General features: G+C 65.2%; 18 protein-coding genes. 4 read left to right on the top strand and 14 right to left on the bottom strand.

Annotated elements, in window-relative coordinates; translation table 11 throughout:
- Positions 1-6 precede the first annotated feature (6 nt).
- A complete protein-coding gene (gene sorB, locus ACIGJG_RS15825; protein ID WP_011299226.1) occupies positions 7-633 on the top strand; it encodes a SorB family sulfite dehydrogenase c-type cytochrome subunit in 627 nt (208 codons plus the stop codon).
- A 55-nt stretch (positions 634-688) separates the two neighbouring features.
- On the opposite strand, the gene ACIGJG_RS15820 is transcribed toward sorB, so the two are convergent.
- Positions 689-2,083, bottom strand: a complete 1,395-nt coding sequence (locus tag ACIGJG_RS15820; protein WP_140950676.1) for an amidohydrolase family protein — start codon at positions 2,081-2,083, stop codon at positions 689-691.
- 2 nt (positions 2,084-2,085) lie between these two features.
- Positions 2,086-3,435: a nucleobase:cation symporter-2 family protein gene (locus tag ACIGJG_RS15815; RefSeq protein WP_011299224.1), complete on the bottom strand. Its 1,350-nt coding sequence runs from the start codon at positions 3,433-3,435 to the stop codon at positions 2,086-2,088.
- A 250-nt stretch (positions 3,436-3,685) separates the two neighbouring features.
- Between ACIGJG_RS15815 and ACIGJG_RS15810 the strand changes: the two genes are divergently transcribed.
- The gene (locus ACIGJG_RS15810; RefSeq protein WP_483672530.1) at positions 3,686-4,696 is read left to right on the top strand and encodes a helix-turn-helix transcriptional regulator; all 1,011 of its coding nucleotides are present in this window, start codon (positions 3,686-3,688) and stop codon (positions 4,694-4,696) included.
- Positions 4,697-4,747: 51 nt separating this feature from the next.
- Here the strand turns inward: ACIGJG_RS15810 and ACIGJG_RS15805 are convergent, their stop codons facing one another.
- Genes ACIGJG_RS15805 through ACIGJG_RS15785 form a run of 5 tightly spaced genes read right to left on the bottom strand, consistent with a single transcriptional unit; the run spans position 4,748 to position 10,102 of the window.
- Positions 4,748-5,830, bottom strand: coding sequence for a CobW family GTP-binding protein (locus tag ACIGJG_RS15805; protein WP_011299222.1), 1,083 nt, complete (start codon positions 5,828-5,830; stop codon positions 4,748-4,750).
- A 57-nt stretch (positions 5,831-5,887) separates the two neighbouring features.
- A complete protein-coding gene (locus ACIGJG_RS15800; protein WP_011299221.1) occupies positions 5,888-6,478 on the bottom strand; it encodes a UbiX family flavin prenyltransferase in 591 nt (196 codons plus the stop codon).
- Positions 6,475-8,748 carry a xanthine dehydrogenase family protein molybdopterin-binding subunit gene (locus ACIGJG_RS15795; RefSeq protein ID WP_011299220.1) on the bottom strand — a complete coding sequence of 758 codons (2,274 nt, stop codon included), beginning with the start codon at positions 8,746-8,748 and terminating at the stop codon, positions 6,475-6,477. Before ACIGJG_RS15795 ends, ACIGJG_RS15800 begins: the two co-directional genes overlap by 4 nt.
- Positions 8,748-9,230 (bottom strand): (2Fe-2S)-binding protein, encoded by a 483-nt coding sequence (locus tag ACIGJG_RS15790; RefSeq protein WP_140950675.1) that lies wholly within the window; start codon positions 9,228-9,230, stop codon positions 8,748-8,750. The genes ACIGJG_RS15795 and ACIGJG_RS15790 overlap by 1 nt, the downstream gene beginning before the upstream one ends.
- Positions 9,218-10,102, bottom strand: coding sequence for an FAD binding domain-containing protein (locus ACIGJG_RS15785; protein ID WP_220631091.1), 885 nt, complete (start codon positions 10,100-10,102; stop codon positions 9,218-9,220). The genes ACIGJG_RS15790 and ACIGJG_RS15785 overlap by 13 nt, the downstream gene beginning before the upstream one ends.
- Before the next feature lie 179 nt (positions 10,103-10,281).
- On the opposite strand from ACIGJG_RS15785, the gene ACIGJG_RS15780 reads away from it, so the two are divergent.
- Complete coding sequence (locus ACIGJG_RS15780; RefSeq protein WP_483672528.1) at positions 10,282-11,196, top strand: LysR family transcriptional regulator; 915 nt, start codon at positions 10,282-10,284, stop codon at positions 11,194-11,196.
- Positions 11,197-11,199: 3 nt separating this feature from the next.
- Here the strand turns inward: ACIGJG_RS15780 and ACIGJG_RS15775 are convergent, their stop codons facing one another.
- From ACIGJG_RS15775 to ACIGJG_RS15750, 6 genes are all read right to left on the bottom strand, one after another.
- Positions 11,200-12,591 (bottom strand): nucleobase:cation symporter-2 family protein, encoded by a 1,392-nt coding sequence (locus ACIGJG_RS15775; protein WP_011299216.1) that lies wholly within the window; start codon positions 12,589-12,591, stop codon positions 11,200-11,202.
- 224 nt (positions 12,592-12,815) lie between these two features.
- The gene (locus tag ACIGJG_RS15770; RefSeq protein ID WP_483672527.1) at positions 12,816-14,240 is read right to left on the bottom strand and encodes a UbiD family decarboxylase; all 1,425 of its coding nucleotides are present in this window, start codon (positions 14,238-14,240) and stop codon (positions 12,816-12,818) included.
- A gap of 97 nt (positions 14,241-14,337) precedes the next feature.
- A complete protein-coding gene (locus ACIGJG_RS15765) occupies positions 14,338-15,252 on the bottom strand; it encodes an amidohydrolase family protein (protein ID WP_011299214.1) in 915 nt (304 codons plus the stop codon).
- A 37-nt stretch (positions 15,253-15,289) separates the two neighbouring features.
- Positions 15,290-16,192, bottom strand: a complete 903-nt coding sequence (locus ACIGJG_RS15760) for an amidohydrolase family protein (protein ID WP_011299213.1) — start codon at positions 16,190-16,192, stop codon at positions 15,290-15,292.
- Between the two features lie 319 nt (positions 16,193-16,511).
- Positions 16,512-17,009 carry a M48 metallopeptidase family protein gene (locus ACIGJG_RS15755; RefSeq protein ID WP_011299212.1) on the bottom strand — a complete coding sequence of 166 codons (498 nt, stop codon included), beginning with the start codon at positions 17,007-17,009 and terminating at the stop codon, positions 16,512-16,514.
- A gap of 49 nt (positions 17,010-17,058) precedes the next feature.
- Entirely contained in the window at positions 17,059-17,283 is a 225-nt protein-coding gene (locus tag ACIGJG_RS15750) for a hypothetical protein (protein WP_010812270.1), read from the bottom strand.
- 141 nt (positions 17,284-17,424) lie between these two features.
- Between ACIGJG_RS15750 and ettA the strand changes: the two genes are divergently transcribed.
- Entirely contained in the window at positions 17,425-19,092 is a 1,668-nt protein-coding gene (gene ettA / locus ACIGJG_RS15745; protein ID WP_011299211.1) for an energy-dependent translational throttle protein EttA, read from the top strand.
- Between the two features lie 60 nt (positions 19,093-19,152).
- Here ettA and ACIGJG_RS15740 read toward each other — a convergent pair whose 3' ends face one another.
- A complete protein-coding gene (locus tag ACIGJG_RS15740) occupies positions 19,153-20,289 on the bottom strand; it encodes a metallophosphoesterase (protein ID WP_011299210.1) in 1,137 nt (378 codons plus the stop codon).
- Positions 20,290-20,582 lie beyond the last annotated feature (293 nt).

Raw genomic sequence — 20,582 nt, 5'->3', positions numbered from 1 at the left:
GACACGATGAATATGAAGCCCCTGATCGCCGCTGTGTTCGCGGCCTGTGCCCTTCCGGCCATGGCGCTGGAAGTTACCCTGCCCGCCGAAACCGCGGCCTATCGCCCGAGCGATCTGCCCGGCTACCGGCTAGTGCAGCAGAACTGCATGACGTGCCATTCGGCCCAGTACGTCGAGACCCAGCCGCAGACGTCGCCGCGCGCCTACTGGGACGCGACCGTCAAGAAGATGAAGAAGCCGTTCGGCGCGCCGCTGCGCGACGAAGACATCCCGCTGATCGTCGACTACCTGGTCAAGACCTACGGCGCCGAGCGCGGCAGTGCTACGCCGGTCGCCGCGGCAGCCACCGCGGCACCTGCCACGGCGGCGGCTGCTGGCGCGCCACGCTCGGTGGACACGCTGCTCGGTGCTAACCAGTGCAGCGCGTGCCATGCCGTCGACAAGAAGGTGGTCGGCCCCGCGTTCCATGACGTGGCGGCCAAGTATGCGGGCAATGCCGACGCCACCGGCAAGCTGATGCAGAGCATCCGCAGCGGCGGCAGCGGCAAGTGGGGACAGGTGCCAATGCCGGCGTTCCCGCAGCTCGACGATGCTGACCTGAAGACGCTGGCAACCTGGGTGTTGTCGCGATAGCCGTACGCGCTCGCTGCGTGTCCCGTCGAACGGCCACGCAGCGGGCGTTTGCCACTCAGTCCAACAGCGCTGCCAGCGCGCGCCGCGCGTCCTCGCGCAGTCTGCCGAGGTCTAGCCCGACAACCTCGCCATCGCGGACAACCTGCCTGCCGCGTACCAAGACGTGCCGCACAGGCGTCGGTTCGCCGGCCGCTACCGGTGCGGTGGCGATGTCGTGGAAGCCGTGGAAGCGCAGGCCGCTCACATCGTAGATCGCAAGATCCGCTGACTGTCCCGGCGCAAGCATCCCAGTGCCGGGCAACCCCAATACGCGCGCGCCACCCGCCGTGCCCCAGTGGATCACTTCCTCCACGCGCGTCTGCGCGGCGCCGCCCGCCGCCCGGTGCACCAGCCACGCGAAGTTCGCTTCATGCACCATGCTGCCGGACTCGTTGGACGCCACACCATCGACGCCCAGCGATATCGGCACGCCCGCATCGGCCATCTTGCGAACGGGTGCGATACCGCTGCCGAGCCGCGCATTGCTGACCGGGCAGTGCGCCATGCCGGTGTTGGTGACCGCGAGCATCCGGATCTCCTCGGAGGTGACCGCGACCAGATGCGCGAACCACACATCGGGCCCCAGCCAATCATGGTCGGCCACGAACTGCACCGGCGAGCACTGGTATCTCTCGCGGCAAAAGCGCACATAGTTATCGGTCTCGGACAGGTGCGAGTGCAGGCGCAGGTCCATGCCGCGGCCGAAGGCCGACAGTTCGCGCAGCAGCACTGGCGGCAGCGAGAACGTCGGTGTGGTCGGCGCGACTACCACGCGGCGCAGGCCGTCGGCGGAGGCGTCGTGGTAGCGCGCCTTCAGGCGTTCGATGTCGGCGAGCATCTCGTCCAGCGTCTCGGGCACCAGCGCGGCAGCAGCCATGCCAGGGTGATCGGCGGCGGACTGGATTGCTCCGCCACGGCATAGCACGAGGCGCATGCCGAGTTCTTCGGCGACCTGGAACAGCACATCGCCGGTTTCTGCACCATGGCCGTGGTGGTACAGGTAATGATGATCCGCGCATGTTGTCGTGCCAGACAGCAGCAGTTCGGCCATGCCGAGGCGCACCGCCGTGCGGAAGATCTCGGGCGTGAAGCGCGCGAGGCGCGGATAGGGCACCGCGGCCAGCCATTGCTGCAGGTCGGCGTTCATGCCGCCGGGCACGGCCTTCAGCAGGTTCTGGAACAGATGGTGATGCGTGTTGACCCAGCCCGGGTAGATCACGCAGCCGGTGGCGTCGATCACGTCTTCGCCTTCGTGACGGGGCAGGGCAGCGCCGATCTCCGCAATGCGGCCCGCTTGCACGCGGATATCGGCAGCCCGCGCGCGCGCGGGCTCGCCGGCGCGCCCTGTCATCACGGCGGCGGCGTTGCGGATCAGCAGATTGCCCGTCGGGGCGGCAGCGGTGGACACCATGTTCAGACCTCCTGGATGTTGTCGGTATGGATCGGGTGCTCGCTCTCGTCACGCGCGGGCACGCCATTGAGCAGCAGGTTCAGCAGTACGGAGACCACGCACGCGATGATCACGCTGCTGTGCACGAACGGCTGCAGGAAGCCGGGCAGCTTATCGAGCATGGACGGCAGCATCACGGGCATCATGGCGCAGGCGAGCGTGATGGCAACCACCGACAGGTTGGCCGGATTGCGGTCGTATTCGACTCGGCCCAGCGTCTTGATGCCGGCCGCTACAACCACGCCGAACATCACCATCGCCGCGCCGCCGAGTGCCGCAGGCGGGATCGACGCGAACAGCGCGCCAATCTTCGGCACCAGCGCCACCGCGCACAGCATCACGCCGCAGGTCGCAACCACCCAGCGGCTGCGCACGCCGGTGACGATCACGAGCCCCACGTTCTCCATGAAGGCGATATACGGAAACGCCGCGAACATGCCGCCGATGGCACTGGCAAGCCCGTTGGCGCGTAGTCCGCGCGTGGCGTCCTGTTCGGTGATAGGGCGCTTGACGATCTCGCTGACAGCCACGAACAGGCCCATCGATTCCACCATCTGCACAACCATCACGATCACCATCGTCGTGATGGCGCCAATATCGAAAACGGGCATGCCGAATGCAAATGGCGTGACCATCGTGAACCACGGCGCGCGCGACACTTCATCGAAGTTGCCCATGCCGAGCATCCACGCCACGGCGCCGCCGACAAGCAGGCCGATCATCACCGCCAGGTTGCGCACCAGTTCGCTGCGGTGGCGGTTGATGAGCAGGATCAGCGCCACCACACCGAAGCCGACCGCGAAAAAGACGGGGCTGCCAAAATCCGGCGCACCCCTCCCACCGCCAAACCAGTGAAACGACACAGGGAACAGCGACAGCCCCACCGCGGTGATGGTGCAGCCGCTGACCACCGGCGGAAAAAAGCGCTTGAGCCGCCCGATCACGGGCGCGAGCAGCATCGTGATCACGCCTGCGCCGATGATGGCGCCGCACACGCCATTGAAGCCCAGCGACGGGTCGCTGCCGATCGCGATCACCGGCGCGACTGAGCTGAATGCCACGCCTTGCATCAGCGGCAGCCGTACTCCGAATTTCCAGAAGCCCACGGTCTGGAGCAATGTGGCGATGCCGGATGTGAACAGCGCCGTGCTGATCAGCATGGTCGTCTGCGCAGGGGTCATCTTCAGCGCGCTCGCTACAATCATCGGTACGGCGATTGCTCCGAGGTAGCTCACCAGCATGTGCTGGAAGCCCAGCGACGCCATGGCGCGCGCGGGCAATATCTGATCGACGGGGTGCACGGCAGTTGTCATGGTGGTGTCTCCTGCCGCTGTCGTTGGGGGACGCGCACCGTGCCGGCTGCGGCTGGCCGCCGGTGCATGCATGGAAGATAGCGGCGTGCGCCGCGCGCTTATAGCGCAATTGCGAAGGCGATGGCATCCGTCCGCAATCGCACGTGAAAGCGGCATCAGGGGTTTCCCTTGGCTTGCGGTGATCGGGTACGGACCCTAGGATGGACACGACGCTTCCACGCAGCTTTCCTTGCCTGCACCCGCTTCCCGCATGCCAGCCATTCCAGCCATTCCAGCCAATCGAGCCTTTCCCGCTGCATCGAACAGCCCCGGCCGAGCTAGTGATGCGCAACGCATCCAGTCGCTGTCCGGCCGTGTGTTCGGGCCCACGCGGCTGCGCGCGGCCGAGGATGACGCTGCGCTCGACGCGCGCATCGATACCTGTGCGATTGGCCGCCTGACGCTGGTGACCATCGGCTACAACCAGGCCGTGGATATCGAGCCGCAGCAGGGCAAGGACGAGTTCGTGATCCAGACGCTGCTTGCGGGACGCTGCCGCGTGCATGCGCCGCACGGCACGGTTGAGATGCCGCCGGGCGCGACGTTCGTGTTTTCGCCCACGGTGCCGGCGAGCCTGTCGCTCGACCGCGATTGCGAGCGCTTCAGTGTGGTGATCCGCCGGCAGCTGATCGAGGAAGCGTTCCGCCTGCAGTTCGGCTTCGATCCGCCAACGCCGATCGAGTTCGACATGCAGCCGGTCGCAGATGATGGCCGCGCCGAGCGCTGGCAGGCCCTGGTGGCATACCTGCGCGCAGAAACGCGCGTGCGGCGCGAAGGCACCGGCGCGCCCGCGATGGATGCAAGCATCGAACGCATCGTGCTGTCCACGCTGCTGCTCGACCGCTTCGCCGCAGACGGTGGCATGTTGCCGAGTCGCTTTGCGCCGGCGTTGCCGGGCAATGTCCGCTGCGCGATCGCGTATCTCCGCACGCACCTGGATCAGCCGCTCACGCTGGAGCAGGTGGCAGCGCATTGCGGTGTTTCGGCGCGCACGCTGCAGCTCGGGTTCCGCAAGAGCAAGAACACGACGCCCATGGAATATCTGCGGCTGTTGCGCCTGCAGGCGGCCCGTGCGGACTTGCAGCGCGTACCGCAGGAAAAAGGGATGGTCAGCGCCATTGCGTTGCGCCATGGCTTCACGCACCTGAGCCTGTTCTCGCGCGAGTACCGCAAGGCGTTCGGCGAACTGCCGTCGGATACCTTGCAGGCGCCGCGGGGCTGAAGCGGTCTCCACGACAGAGACGCGCTTCAGCCGGTTAACCCGCCAGGGACATTACGCCGCTTCTGCTACGCGCACCGGCATGCAAACGTTCAGCAGTGTCTGCAGCCGCTGCTTGTCCAGGTTGCGGCCGATGAACACGAACTTGCTCTGCGGCGCTTCCGTGCCCCATGGCGCGTCCGCACGGAAATCCATGAGCCGGTGCACGGCCTGCAACACGTAGCGCTGCGTATCGCCGGCCACGGCGACGATGCCTTTCATGCGGAATACATCGTCGCCCTGTGCGGCGAGCAATGCCCGCAAGCCGTATTCAAGCCGCTGGCGATCGAATGGCTGGTCGAACACCAGCGAGACCGATGTCACCGATGGATCATGACGATGACCATGCTCGGCCTCATCATGCGCATGGTCGCAATGCTCGTCGCAGACGTGGCCAGCATGATCGTGCTCGTGATGCGCATGTCCGTGATCCTCCATCTGCACTATGCCCGGCGTGAACCCGCCGATGCCGAGGATCTTGCCTAGATCGACCTGCGCATAGTTGGAGCGCAGGATCTGCGCGCCTTCATTGAGCTTGTGGATGCGCGCTTCGAGTGCGTCGAGCCGCGCGGCACTGACGAGATCGGTCTTGTTCAGGATGACGCGGTCCGCCGCGACAATCTGGTCCACGGCCTGGTTGTCGAACCCTGTCAGTTGCGGATCATCGAGGTGATCTTCGATGTGCACCGCATCCACGAGCGTCAGAATGCCATCGAGTCTTACCTGCTGCGCAACTTCATGGTCCATGAAGAAGGTCGCGGCCACTGGCGTCGGGTCGGCCAGGCCGCTGGTCTCCACGAGGATGTGGTCGAATCGCTCGGGCCGCTCGAGCAGCTTCTGCAGGATGCGCACGAGGTCCGTGCGCACGTCCACAACGCAGCAGATGCAGCCGTTGGTCATCTGGTAGATCTCTTCGTCGGAAGTCATCACGAGATCGGAGTCGACATCGACCTCGCCGAACTCGTTCTCGATCACCGCGATGCGGTGCCCGTGCTTCTGCGTCAGGATGTGGTTCAGCAGCGTGGTCTTGCCGGAGCCAAGGAAGCCGGTGAGGATGGTGACCGGTACGGGCGGCAACTGCGTGGCGTGGTGCGTCATGTTGTCTCCTGATTCAAACTGCGTTCCCCGTTGGCGGGGCGATAAGCGAAACGTGGGCTATGCGGCGCCGATGGCAGGGCGCAGGCCTTCCCAGCGCTGCACCAGTCCATCGTGCGGAACGTTGAACAGATCGAGCACGCGACCAACCGTGTGGTTGACGATATCGTCGACGGTCTGCGGATGCGTGTAGAAGGCAGGAAGGGGCGGCAGCACGATCGCGCCCATCTCGGTGACTGCAGTCATGTTGCGCAGATGCACGAGATGCAGCGGCGTCTCGCGCGCAAGCAGCACGAGTCGGCGCCGTTCCTTGAGCATTACGTCGGCTGCGCGCGTGACGAGGTTGTCGGCCATGCCCGTCGCGATCGCGGCCAGCGTGCGCATGGAGCAGGGCGCTACCACCATGCCGTCGCAGCGGAACGATCCACTCGCGATCGCTGCGCCGATATCGCGCACGTTGTGCACGGCATCGGCCATCGCCTCGACCTGCGGTCGCTGCAGGCCGAGTTCGTGGTGTGCGGTCAGCAGGCCGGAAGGCGAGCACACCAGATGCGTTTCCCAGTCCGCCAGCGGTGACAGCGCCTGCAACACGCGCACGCCATAGACCGCGCCACTCGCACCGGTGATAGCGACGACAAGGCGCTTCGTCATGCCGCCGCCTTTTTGGCAAGCGCCTGCAGCACCTGCTCCGGCCGGATCGGGTAGTGCCGGAAGCGCACGCCGATCGCATCGAACACGGCGTTGGAAATGGCCGGTCCGATCGCGACGATCGGATCCTCCCCTACGCCCTTGGCGCCGAACGGTCCGCCAGGATCGGGGGCCGCTTCAAGGATGATGGTGTGAATCTCCGGCATGTCCATCGCGAGCGGCATCTTGTAGTCGACGAAGTTGGCATTGAGCGAGCGGCCGGTGCGCATGTCGATCTGGTAGTCCTCGTACAGCGTATGGCCGATGCCTTGCTGGATGCCACCCTCGATCTGGCCGGCCGCCGCCACGGGGTGGATCACCTTGCCGACGTCATGCACGGGCACTACCTGCTTCACGGTAATGAAGCCCGTTTCCGTGTCGACTTCGACTTGCACGAAATGCGCGGCGAACGAATACGACTTGGTCGGGTGGTATGTGGCGGTGCCGACCAGTTGCGCGGCAGGAATACCCTTGCGTGGCATGACTGCTTCGCGCACCGTCAGCGTTGGACCTTCGCGGTCGCGCACCGCGATCACGCCAGCCGTGAGCATCAATGCATCAGGGGTGCATTCGAGCAGCTTCGCCGCGCGATCGAACAGTTGCCGCTTGATCTCGCCCGCCGCCATCTGCGCGGCCTTGCCGACCATGTACGTCGTATGGCTCGCGAAGGCGCCGATGTCCCACGGCACCACATCGGTATCGCCGTGGACCACAGACACCGACTCGAACGGCAGCGTCAGTTCCTCTGCCACGATTTGCGCGAGCGCCGTATGCGCTCCCGTGCCAAGCCCTGCAGCACCCGTCAGCAGGACGACGGTGCCATCCTCGTTCATCTTGATGATCGCGTTGCCCTGCTCCTTGATGCCCGGATAGGCGCTGCTGCCGTGCATCTCGCAACCGATGCCCCAGCCGGTGCGGATCGGGCCTTCCGTATCGCGTGGGCGCTGTCGCAGTGCGGCCCAACGGGTGGCTTCCATGCCCTTGCTGATGCATGCTTCCAGCCCGTGGCCGATCAGTGGGTGATTGGACGGTGCGATATCGCCTTCGCGCACGGCGTTCTTCAGTTTTAGGTCGGCGGGGTCCATGCCGAGATGTTCGGCCGCCTCGTCCATCTGGACATCGAGCGCATAGTAGGTCTGCACCACGCCATAGCCACGGAACGCGCCCGCGATCGGGCTGTTGGTGTAGACGCAACGCCCTTCGAGCAGCACGTTGTCGCAGCGGTACAGCGAGACCATGGCTGCGGTGCCGACGTTGGTGACGCCGGGACCATGCGAGCCATACGCGCCCGAGTTGAACACCACCTTCGCCTGGCGCGCAGTGATGGTGCCGTCGTTGCGGAAGCCCTGCTTGAGCCAGATCCTGGCCGGATGGCGTGTGCGTCCGCCGAGGAAGGTTTCCTCGCGCGTGTATTCCATGCGCACCGGCCGGCGCGTCTCGCGCGCCATCAATGCGCACAGAAACTCATGCTGAAACAGGTCTTGCTTCGCACCAAAGCCGCCGCCCATATGGTCGACCAGCACGCGTACCTTGTGCAGCGGCAGGCCCAGCACTTCGGCCATGATGCCGCGTACCATGAACGCGGTCTGCGTGGAAATCCACACGGTCAGATTGCCGTTGCCGTCCCAGTTGCAGGTGCAGACGTTCGGTTCCATGTAGGCCGGGGTAGGGCGGCCGCCTTCATAGATGCCTTCGAGGATGAAATCCGCTTCGGCAAAGCCGGCTTCGACATCACCGCGCTTGACGATGACAGGCGGCAACACCAGGTTGCCGCCGGGTTCGCGGTCGTGGATGCGCGGCGCGTCGGAACGTTCGGCATCTTCTGTCGTGAATACGGCGGGCAGCGTCTCGTATTCGACTTCGATCAGTTCGATCGCATGCGCCGCGATGTCCTCGCTAGTCGCGGCCACGGCGGCCACGCCTTCGCCCCAGTAGCGCACCTTGTCGTCGAGGATGTACTGGTCGCACGTCACTGACGCAGAGCGCGGATGCGGCGATCCGGCATGCAACACGCGCGGCACGTTCTCGTGGGTGAGCACGGCCTTGACGCCGGGCAGCGCAAGCGCGCGCGATGTGTCGATGCGGCGGATCTTTGCGTGCGCGACTTCGCAGCGCTTGATCTTGCCGAACAGCAGGCCGGCGAACGGCATGTCGGCAACGTACTTCGCATTGCCGGTGACCTTGTCGAGCAGGTCGGTGCGCTTGACGCTGTGTCCGATCACGGCGTGGGTCATCATGCCTCCTCGTTCGCCATCGCGGCGGCAGTCTTTTCGATCGCCTCGATGATCTTGGTGTACCCCGTGCAGCGGCAGATGTTGCCGGCAATCGCAAAGCGAATCTCGTCGCGCGTCGGGTGCGGGTTCGCTTCAAGGAGCGCCTTGGCCATCATCACGAAGCCCGGCGTGCAGAAGCCGCACTGCGCGGCGCCGCATTGCATGAACTGCTCCTGGATCGGATGCACGGTGTCGGGCGACGGCTGCACGCCTTCGATCGTGGTGAGCTGGCAGCCATGCGCCTCGGGCGCAAGCATCAGGCACGAATTCATCGGCCTGCCGTCGACGATGACGGTGCATGAGCCGCATTCGCCGACGTCGCAGCCCTTCTTGGTACCAGTCAGGCCGGCGTCGTTGCGCAGCGCGTCCAGCAGCGTGGCGTGCGGCTCGACCGCAAGCTCGCGCGGTTCGCCGTTGATGACGAGTTCGATTAGCTTTCGCATGGTGTGGCCTCCAAAGCGCGTTTGTGGGCTTCCTCTAGCGCGCGGCGCGTGAGCACGCTGACCATCTGTCGGCGATAGGCTTCGCTCGCACGCACGTCGCTGATCGGGCGCGCGTCGCGTGTGGCGGCATGTGCGGCCTGCAGGATCAGTGCATCGGTGAGGTGGTGGTCGCGCAGCAGTGCCTCGGCGTGTTCGGCGCGTACCGGCGTGGGCCCCACCGCGGCGAGCACGATGTTGGCATCTGTACAGCGGCCTTCTTCGATGGTCAGCGATACCGCTACGCCAACCGTGGCCAGTTCCATCTGCACGCGCCGGCCATGCTTGAGATAGACCTTGCCGGTATGCGCGCGCGGTGCGGGCACGGTGATGCGAGTCACGATTTCGTCCGGTGCGATCGCGGTCTTGCCGACGTCGGTGATGAAGTCCTCCACGCGCATCTCGCGCGAGCCCGACAGTCCATACAAATGCACCGATGCACGATCCGCGACCAGCGGCGCGATGGAATCGGCCGACGGCGACGCGCGGCACACATTGCCGACCACGGTTGCGCGGTGGCGCACCTGGATCGAGGCGAAGTCCGTCACCGCCTTCGCCAGCCCGGCGTAGTGCCGTTGCACAAAGCCACAGGTTTCGAGTTGACGCGTAGTGACCAGCGCACCGATGCGCAGGCCATTCACGGGATCGAACGTAAGCACGTCCATGCCCGGGATCTTCTTGATGTTGATGACCTGCTCGGGCTTGCGCACCGACTCCTTGATCTGCACGAGCAGGTCGGTGCCGCCGGCCAGCACGGTGGCCTTGCCGCCGGCGCGGTGCAGCATTGCCGAAGCATCGGCAAGCGTGGCCGGCTCGAAGTATTCAAACGCTCTCATCGCTTCTCCTGAGGATTGCTTCGGCGGCCTGCGGGGCCATCCGTTAGCAACCATCATGGTGTGAGGGCCATCATCGGTAAAGACCTCGAAACCTATTAATTGATCGTGTTACCCTCTGAATCAGATGCGCCGCGCGGATCTCCGCAGCAGGCGCGCACCTGACCACAGGAGGAAGACAAGTGGCCAACATCGGCAACATGAACGTGTCGCTGCGGCAACTGCGCGCCTTTATCGCGGTGGCGCAGGAGCGGCATTTCACGCGCGCGGCGGAAAAGCTGGACCTGTCGCAGTCCTCTGTCAGCGCGCTGATCCACGAGCTCGAAGACAACCTCGGCCTGAAGCTGTTCGACCGGCATACGCGCCAGCTCCACATCACGCAGGCTGGCGAGGAGCTGCTGCCGCTCGTGAAGAAGGCGGTGGCCGATATCGACAGCGCGATCGAGACATCGAGCGAGTTGCGCACGCTGGGCCGCGGGCGCGTATCGATTGCGGCCTCGTCGATCCAGGCGGCACTGATGCTGCCGCGCTTCATTCGCGAGTTCAGCCTTGGACATCCGGGCGTGAAGGTCGACATCCACGATGTGTCAGAGCATGAGGTGCCGAAGATGGTCAGCTCGGGCGAGGTCGACTTCGGCATCGGCACGATTCCGGAAGGGCAGCCCGACCTGGCCGCGCACCGGCTATCGACGGATCCGTTTGTGATCGTGATGCCGCCCGACCATCCGCTGCTGCGGCGCAAGACTCTGCGCTGGGAAGATGTGGCGCCCATTCCGTTGATCGGTCCGCACAAGGGCAATCCGATCCGCGACTGCCTCGATACCGCACTGGCCGCGCGCGGCATCACGCTGTCGCGGCTGCATGAGGTGCTGCTGCCGCTGACGATGGTCGGCATGGTCGAGGCCGGCCTCGGTATCGCCGTGATGAGCGCCGCAGTGACGCGGCTGACCGAGGCGCTGGGACTGGCCACGGTCATGCCGACCGATCCGGTGATCCATCGCGAGATCTCGCTGCTGGTGCACGCGGACCGGTCGCTGTCGCCGCCGGCCCAGCGCTTCCGCGACCTGTTGATGCGCAATCGCGGCAATCTCGGTTAGTCGTCAGGCGGGCTCTTTCGCAAGGCCGTGCGCTTGCGGCTGCGGCGAGCGCGCATTGAACAGCACGTTCAGCAGCACCGCGGACAGCGTGCCGAGCAGGATGCCGTTCTGGCAGAACTTGGCGAGCAGCTCCGGCATCTGCGAGAAGAACCGCTCCGACACGAGCGGAATCATGCCGAGCGCGATGCTCACCGCGACGATGTAGGCGTTCTTCTTGTTCTCGACGAAATCGACATGGCCGAGGATGCGCACGCCTGTGGCCGCGACCATGCCAAACATCACGAGCGCGGCACCGCCCAGCACGTACTGCGGAATCGACGCCGCGAAGAACGCGAGCTTCGGCAGGCAGCCGAGCACGACCAGGATCGCGCCGGCCGTCGCGCAGACCCAGCGGCTGCGCACGCCGGTGACCTGCACCAGTCCGACGTTCTGCGCATACGATGTGTAGGTGAACGTGTTGAACACCGCACCGACGAGCGCGCCGACGCCGTCAGCGCGCAGCCCGCGTGTCAGGTCGTCGCAGGTCACCGGCCGGCCGACGATCTCGCCAAGGGCCAGGAACTGCCCGACGCCTTCGATCATGATCACCACCATCACCACACACAGCGTGACAGTCGTCATCGGATCGAAGGTCGGCCAGCCGAAATGGAACGGCGTGATCAGCTCCACCCAGTGCGCCGCAGCGAGACCGTCGAAGCTGACCTTGCCGAGCGACAGCGCAATCGCGAAGCCGGTCAGGATGCCGATCAGCACGGCGACATTGCATAGAAATCCTTTGGCGAACGCCACCAGAGCCAGCACCGTCAGCAGCACAACCGTGGCAATGGCGATGTTGACCGGCACGCCGAAGTTCGGGTTCGGTACGGGACCGTTGGGCGTCGAGATCATCGGGTTGCCGCCAGCAGCCCAGTTGATGCCCACACGCATCAGCGAGATGCCGATCACGAGCACCACGGTGCCCGTTACCACCGGCGGGAACCAGCGCACCATCTTGCCGACGTACGGCGCCACCAGGAACGTGAAAATGCCGGCGAGCATCACCGCGCCGAACACGGCGGGCAGCCCGAGCGAGGGATTGGAACCGGTCGCGATGATCGGCGCGATGGCCGTGAAGGTCACGCCCATCATGACGGGCAGCCGGATGCCAACTTTCCAGATGCCGATGCTCTGGATCATCGTCACGAGGCCACAGCAGAACAGGTCGGCGGCGATCAGGAACGCGATCTGGTCCTTGGGCAGCTTGAGCGCGCCGCCCACGATCAGCGGCACGGCAATGGCGCCGGCATACATCACCAGCACATGCTGCAGGCCCAATGCGAGCAGACGCGGGGCGGGCAGGACTTCGTCGACGGGATGCACGGGGACTGCCCCATGCGATTGCAGGTTGGGGGTCATGCTGTCTCCATTGGTCGGTACCACGCCGGTCGCGCTCGGTTGCGTCGGTGTCGCCCGAAGGTCGCCGGCGATCGTGTACGGATGGTCGATGCCATCCCTTGCATGCCCGCGCCTGTCCTGTTCTATGAATCCAGCATGCCAGCGGGGGCGGTCAGGAACAATGCTCGTGGCGGATTTATCGATCGGGTTGGACGATGAATCCGCCGTTTCGACGGGGTAATCCCTTACGGAACTGCCAGGCGTGCGAGCAGCGCCTGAGCCCTGTCCATTGCCGCTGCATCGATGCGCGCGCGCACCCCATCGAAGTTCGGCCCGCGTGTGGCATCCAGTCCCATGCGCGAGGTCGTGCCAACACCGGACGCAGATGGGTCCAACGCACTACCCGGCAACCCGTCGACCACCACCACATCGAGATGCGGCTGCAGATGCGTGGCCATGGCCCACAGCACTTCGTCGTCGCGCGTGATGTCGACGTCTTCATCGACGGCCACGACGGTCTTCAGGTACGGGTCCCAGCCGAGCAGGCCCAGCATCACCTGGCGCGCTTCGCCCGGGCGGCTCTGGCGCAGTGCCACGTAGGCGTGGAAGTGCGTGCCCGAACTCGGATAGTGCACGGCGGTCACGCTCGGAAAGCGCTCCCTGAGCTTTTCGACCATCTCCGATTCGCGCGGGATGCGGCCAAGGTTCAGGTGCTCGGCCGAGTTGCCGCCGACCACGTCGACAAGCCACGCGTCGGTGCGCCGCATCACGCTTTCCACACGCAGCAGGTTGTTGGTCGAGCGGTCCGACGAATAGCCGGTGAACTCGCCGAACGGGCCTTCCTCGACGCGCGCTTCGGGATCGATCACGCCTTCAAGAACGATCTCGGCGTGTGCCGGCACGAGGATGCCATAGCGCGGCGTGCGCACCGCCTCCATCGGCGCGCCAAGCAGGCCGCCGGCGACATGGCGCTCATCCACGCCGAACGGCAGCCGAGCCGCGCCGGCAAGCATGAACAGCGGGTGCGCGCCGATCACCATCGCCACCGGCAATGGCTTGCCCAGTTGGGCCGCGCGCTGCTGCATGCGCCACAGGTGCCCGCGCGAATGCAGGCTCGTGGCGATTTCGGTCGGCGAATGCAGCATCGAGCGGTGGAAGCTCGCGTTGCCGACGCCGGTCTCCGGGTCTTCCGCGATCAGGATCGCGTTAGTGATGTACGGGCCGCGGTCGCTCGCGAAGTGCCGGATCGCCGGGATGGTCCGCAGGTCGATGTGGCGCGTCTCGACATGGCCGGTGACGGCGCCGCCCTCCAGCACGCGCGGCGCGACCATGCGGCGGCTGCGCGCCTGATACTCGGCGTGGATGGCAGATGGCGGCACGCCGCCGAGCATGCGGCCCACGCGCTCGCGCGAAGCGAAGAGGTTGGTGACCAGTGGCGTGCCAAGTCCATCTACCTGCTCGAACAGCAGCGCCGGATGGCGGCCCTGCGCCGCGAGTGCCCAGACCAGCGCGGTCGGGTCCTCATCGGCGCTGACCGGTTCGCGGATCTGCAGCACATCATCGGGATACGCCTCGCGGTATGCGGCCAGGAACTGGTGGAAATCCTGCGAGGTGTCGTGGAAAGTCTTGTGCGCCGATGCGGTAGCGAAGGGCGCGGAGGGCGAGTTCATGAATGCCTCCTGTCGTCAGGGTTGGCACGGCGAAGGCTGCCCCGGCGGCCGCTCGTCGCGGCCGCCGTGCCATGCCTGCGGATCTACTCGGTGTGGCTCAGCGCGTGCTGGCGTAGGTGTCCTTGAGCCGCGCCTGTGCCTCTTGCTGGGTCTTCGGCGGCGCAGTGGGCTCGATGCCGACCAGCCGCGCGATGTTGTTGCCCATGTAGTCCTCAAGGCCGTCCTCATCGAGATCCATGCCCTGCGGCGCCGGGCCGCACAGCATTTCCAGCTCGCGCAGCCACATGCCGGGCTCGTTGGGCGGCGTGTCGGTGCCGAACACGATCTTGTTGCGCGGCAGCTCGCGCGCGAACTCGACGATGCGAGACTGGAAGCACCAGCCCGATTCGCAGTACACGTTGGGCGTGTCCATCGCCATCCAGAACGCCTCGAACGAGTAGTTGCCGCCGGTCTGGATGCCGAAGTGCCCGATGATGAAATTGACCATCGGGAACTCGCGGATCACCGGGTAGAACATGGTCGGGATCGTGTACGGTCCGTCGCCGGTGTGGATCAGCACCACGGTGTTGTACTTGGCGCAGACCTTCATCGCCGGGCGTAGCCAGTCGAGGCAGCGGTCGGGCCGGTAGCCGTGCATATTGGCGTGCAGCTTGACCATCTTGAAGCCATATTCCTTGATATGGAATTCCAGCTCCTGCGCGCCTTCTTCCGGGCCCCAGCGCGGGTTGAACGTGAAGTTGCCGATAAAGCGGTCAGGGTACTTCTGGCACAGGCTGGCCACGTAGGCCATGTAGTCGCGGATGCCTTCGCGGCCGCGGCGATTGCCGTCGCGGTAGCCGGTATTGCCCGGCGGCGGCTGGATAAAGCCCATGTCGATGCGGCGCGGCTTGCCGTTGATCATGTAGGGGCCGTCCATCATCTTGAGCATGCGCTCGCCGTTGAAGGGCTCGCCCGTGTGGCGCCAGGCTTCGTCGACGAGGTTGGTCGGGTGCAGGTGGGTGTCGATGATCATGGTGTGTGCTCCGGAGTCCGTTGTCAGTGCATAGCGCTCATGCAGCCAGGCGCGCCCTGGCTTCCTCGAGGGTGCGCGGCACCGGTGTCGGCTCCAGGCCGATCATGCGGGCGACGTTGTTGCCGAGGTAATCCTCGAGCGTGTCTTCGTCGAGGTTCAGGCCTTGCGGCGGCTCGAAGCACAGCACTTCCAGCAGGCGCAGCCACATGCCTGGCTCGTTGGGCGGGGTATCGGAGCCGAACAGGATCTTGTGTTTCGGCAGCACCTTGGCGAACTCGACGATGCGCGACTGCAGACACCAGCCCGATTCGCAGTACACGTTGGGCATATCCATGGCCATCTGGAACGGCTCGAAGCAGTACACGCCGCCGGTCTGCACGCCGAAGTGGGCCATGATGAAGTTGACCGTCGGGAACTCCTTCATCATTGGCACCCATTCGGTCGGGATGCTGTACGGGCCGTCGCCGGTATGCAGCTTGACCAGCACGCCGAGTTCCGCGCATTTCTGTAGCGCGGGCCGCAGCCAGTCGAGCGCGCGGTCGGGCCGGTACGCGTGCATATTGGCCTGGAACTGGACCATCTTGAAACCGAGCGTCTTTACATAGTGCTCGATCGCGTTGACGCCGTTCTGCACGCCGCAGCGCGGGTTGTAGACGAAGCAGCCGATAAAGCGGTCCGGGTACTTCTTCACCATCTCGACCGTGTAGGCCATGTACGCGTCGATGGATTCGCTGCCCGACTTCTCGCCATCGGTCCACGTGTAGATGGTGTTGCCTTGCGGGGGCTGGATAAAGGCCTTGTCGATGCGGCGCGGCTTGCCGTTGATGGTGAACGGGCCGTCCATCATCTGGATCAGGCGCTCGCCCGAGAACGGCTCGCCGTCGTGGCGCCAGGCCAGGTCCACCAGGTTTGTCGGATAACAGCTGGTGTCGATGATCATGGGAGATCCCCTAACAATGACTAGGTTGGACACGCATGCGGCGAACGCGCGCGATACGCGAGCGAACCAGCGCCGCGGGCGCCTTGCATGCTGTTTTCGGGAGTCTTTGTCAGGGGAACGTTGGACAACTGCGCCACCGACGAAACACTCCGTCAGTGAGCAATCTCCAGTTGGACCTCACGGCATTGCGCCGTTGCTGTCCAATCGACCGCTTCTACCCACGCGCTCGTTATACATAGCGGCGCGCGGGAGCGTCAAGCAGCTTGTGTGTTGCGGTGCACGAAGCAGGCGCAGCGGAGGGTGCCGCAACAACCTGCCGTTATGCCTTCGCTGCGCGTTCCACTTCGCGCCATGCGAGCCACAGGCGCGTGTCGAATTCGAGCTGGTGGTAGCGCGGCTCCATGTGTTCGCAGAGCCGGTAAAACGCCTTGTTGTGGTCGCTCTCCTTCAGGTGCGAGAGCTCGTGCACGACGATCATGCGCAGGAATTCCGGCGGCGCGTCCTTGAACAGCGTCGCCACGCGAATTTCCTTCTTGGCTTTGAGCTTGCCGCCCTGCACGCGCGAAATCGCGGTATGCAGGCCCAGCGCCCTGTGTGCCGAGTCCAGCGTCGCATCGAAGCCGACCTTATGCAGCGGCGGCGCGCTGCGCAGGAATTCCTGCTTCAGTTCGGTGGCGTAGTCGTACAGCGCGCGGTCGGTCTGCACCGCGTGGCGCTGCGGATAACGCCGCGCGAGGTGGTCACCGAGGCGGCCCGCGGCGGCGAGTTCGCGCACCTGGTCGAGCACCTCCGGCGGATAGCCGCCGAGGAAGCGCATCGGATCCTTGGTGCCGGGCTGCCAGGTGTTGCCGTTCACTGCGTGCGGATCAGTGGTGGTGGTGATGGTGGTGCATCCAGCTGTTGTCGAGCGAGTTCACGAACGACTCGACCGCGTCCTTGTCGCCGGTGGCGTGGCGCATCATCTCACCGCACTTGCAGAAGCCCTGATACGGGGTGATGTGCGAGCACGCCGACGTCTTCTGCAGATACAGCGTGACGGGCTTCGTGCACTTCTTGCACTTGAACTTCAGGGTCAGGGCAGGTTTGCTCATGGTCGAATGAAATCAACGAGTTAGCGCGAAAGCGAACCTGCGATTGTACCGGCCGCGCGAGCATTGCGCAGACCGGCGGGCACGTGCTTTGTTAAACTCCGCCCATTCCCAAATTCCCTGAACACACGGACACCGCACGCCATGGCTCAGTACGTTTTCACCATGAACCGCGTGGGCAAGATCGTTCCGCCCAAGCGTCACATCCTGAAGGACATCTCGCTGTCCTTTTTCCCCGGCGCCAAGATCGGCGTGCTGGGCCTGAACGGCTCGGGCAAGTCCACGCTGCTGAAGATCATGGCCGGCCTCGACAAGGAGATCGAGGGCGAAGCCACGCCGATGCCGAACCTGAACATCGGCTATCTGCCGCAGGAACCGCAGCTCGATCCAGAGCAGACCGTGCGTGAGTCGGTCGAAGAAGCGCTGGGCGGCGTATTCGAGGCGCGCAAGAAGCTCGACGAGATCTACGCGGCCTATGCCGAGCCCGATGCGGACTTCGACGCACTCGCCGCCGACCAGGCCAAGTACGAGGCCATCCTGGCCGCGAGCGACGGCAACAACGCCGAGCTGCAGCTGGAAATCGCCGCCGACGCACTGCGCCTGCCGCCGTGGGAAGCGAAGATCGGCAATCTGTCCGGTGGCGAAAAGCGCCGCGTGGCGCTGTGCCGCCTGCTGCTGTCGCGCCCCGACATGCTGCTGCTCGACGAACCGACCAACCACCTGGACGCCGAGTCGGTGGACTGGCTCGAGCAGTTCCTGACGCGCTTCCCGGGCACCGTCGTGGCCGTGACCCACGACCGCTACTTCCTCGACAACGCCGCCGAGTGGATCCTGGAACTGGACCGCGGACAGGGCATTCCCTGGAAGGGCAACTACAGCTCGTGGCTCGACCAGAAGGAAGCGCGCCTCAAGCAGGAAGAGGCGAGCGAATCGGCCCGCCAGAAGGCGCTGCACAAGGAACTCGAATGGGTGCGCCAGAACCCGAAGGGTCGCCAGGCCAAGTCGAAGGCGCGTCTGGCGCGCTTTGACGAGCTGAACAGCCAGGAATACCAGAAGCGCAACGAAACCCAGGAAATCTTCATCCCCGTGGGTGAGCGCCTGGGCAACGAGGTCATCGAGTTCGATAACGTCAGCAAGGGTTTTGGCGACCGCATGCTGATCGAGAACCTGAGCTTCAAGGTGCCGCCGGGCGCCATCGTCGGCATCATCGGCCCGAACGGCGCCGGTAAATCGACGTTCTTCAAGATGCTCACGGGCAAGGAGCAGCCGGACAGCGGCGAGATCAAGATCGGGCCGACCGTGAAGATGGCCTTCGTCGACCAGAGCCGCGACGCGCTCGACGGCACCAAGACCGTGTTCGAGGAAATCTCGGGCGGCGCCGATGTCCTGACCGTCGGCCGCTACGAAACGCCGTCGCGTGCCTATATCGGCCGCTTCAACTTCAAGGGCGGCGACCAGCAGAAGCAGGTCGGCACGCTGTCGGGTGGTGAACGCGGCCGCCTGCACATGGCCAAGACGCTGATCGCCGGCGGCAACGTGCTGCTGCTCGATGAACCGTCGAACGACCTGGACGTGGAAACCCTGCGCGCGCTGGAAGACGCGCTGCTGGAATTCGCGGGCTGCGTGATGGTGATCTCGCACGACCGCTGGTTCCTGGACCGTATCGCCACGCACATCCTGGCATTTGAAGGCGACTCGCATGTGGAGTTCTTCCCGGGGAACTACCAGGAGTACGAGGCGGACAAGAAGCGTCGCCTTGGCGAGGAAGCGGCCAAGCCTAAGCGGATCCGGTATAAGCCGATTTCGCGCTGATGGCGCGGTGCCAATGAAAAAGCCAGGCCTTCGCGCCTGGCTTTTTTGTCTTGTGCGGATTCAATCGTCTGCCCGCACCAATTTCACCCGAGTAATCTCCGACGGCGCTCCAAACCGCTTCGGGGGCCCCCAGTACCCCGTCCCCCGGCTGATGTAGACCCACATTGCCCCATGCCGCACCAACCCCGCCGTGTACGGCTGCTGCATCGGCACGAACAGGTTCCACGGCCAGAACTGGCCGCCATGCGTGTGGCCTGACAACTGCAGATCAAAGCCTGCCTCGGCAGCAGCCGCCGCCGTGCGCGGCTGGTGCGCGAGCAGCACGCGCACGCCAGCGCTCGGCGCGCCTTGCAGAGCGCGTTTCGGGTCGCTGCGATGGGTCTCGTGGAAGCGCCCGGCCGAGTAGTCGGTCACCCCGCCCAGCACCACCACATCACTCCCATGCTCGAGCGCCACGTGCTCGTTCATCAGCACGCGCAGCCCTAGCCGCCGCAGTTCCGCGATCCACGGTTCGGCGCCCGAGTAGTACTCGTGGTTCCCCGTCACAAAGTACACGCCATGGCGCGCCTGCAAGCGCGCCAGCGGTGCCGTGTGAGCGGACAACTCTCTCACCGTGCCGTCGACGAGGTCGCCGGTGATGGCCACAGCGTCGGCCTCCAGGCTGTTGACGCGGTCGACGATACGGTCGAGGTACGGCCGCTTGATGGTCGGGCCCACGTGGATGTCGCTGATCTGCGCGATCGTGAAGCCATGCAGCGCCTCCGGCAGGCCGTGGACCGGCACGTCGACATCGACCACGCGGGCGAGCCGGCGCGCATTCACGTAGCCGGCAAGCGTCACGAGCAGCGCAAGCAATACCACCGCCGCTGCGCTGTAAGCGTGCAGTCCGGGGGGCTGCCAGCCCGCCAGCCATGCTACGGCGAGGACGATATCGCGCGCCAGCGTCAGGATCAGCAGCGACGAAAAGAACCCCATCGCGAGCATGCCGACCCAGGACACCGCGTCCGCCCAGGGCTGGCTGATGCGGCGCGCCAGCAGGCCGGCGGGCAGGAGTACGCACGACAGCGCGAGCCAGATGCCGCCGAGCGCCTTGATCAGCAGGGGAACCGGCAGGTCCGGCAGAAGGCGCCAGCCGATATAGGCGTGGAGCAGGGCCGTGATGGTGCCGGCGGTGAGGATGGTGGTCCGTGGGGGCATGGGGGCGGGCTTGGAGGACAGTCCGGAAAAGGTGGGGCCGGCGCGGCGCGCGTTCAAGAGCAGCACCGGGCTGAAGTGATTGCAATGCACTATTGCGCGAGCCGGTGGGGATTTCCGGCGGCTTCCGGTGATCCAACAGACACCCGCATGTGACGCTGCAAGCGCTCGTTCGGCGGCGCGGATGCCAGTGATCTGCGCCCTTTGTGGCGGCGTGCTGAATGTTTTTGAAACGGATTGTCCGCCCTTGCAGGCTCATTTAGATTCGGACGCACGGCTGCTCGTTGTGCAGTATC

This window comes from Cupriavidus sp. C1SS-2L (assembly GCF_057073735.1).
Note: the sequence above shows the minus strand (reverse complement) of the source record. Positions and strands in the feature narration are given on the sequence as shown.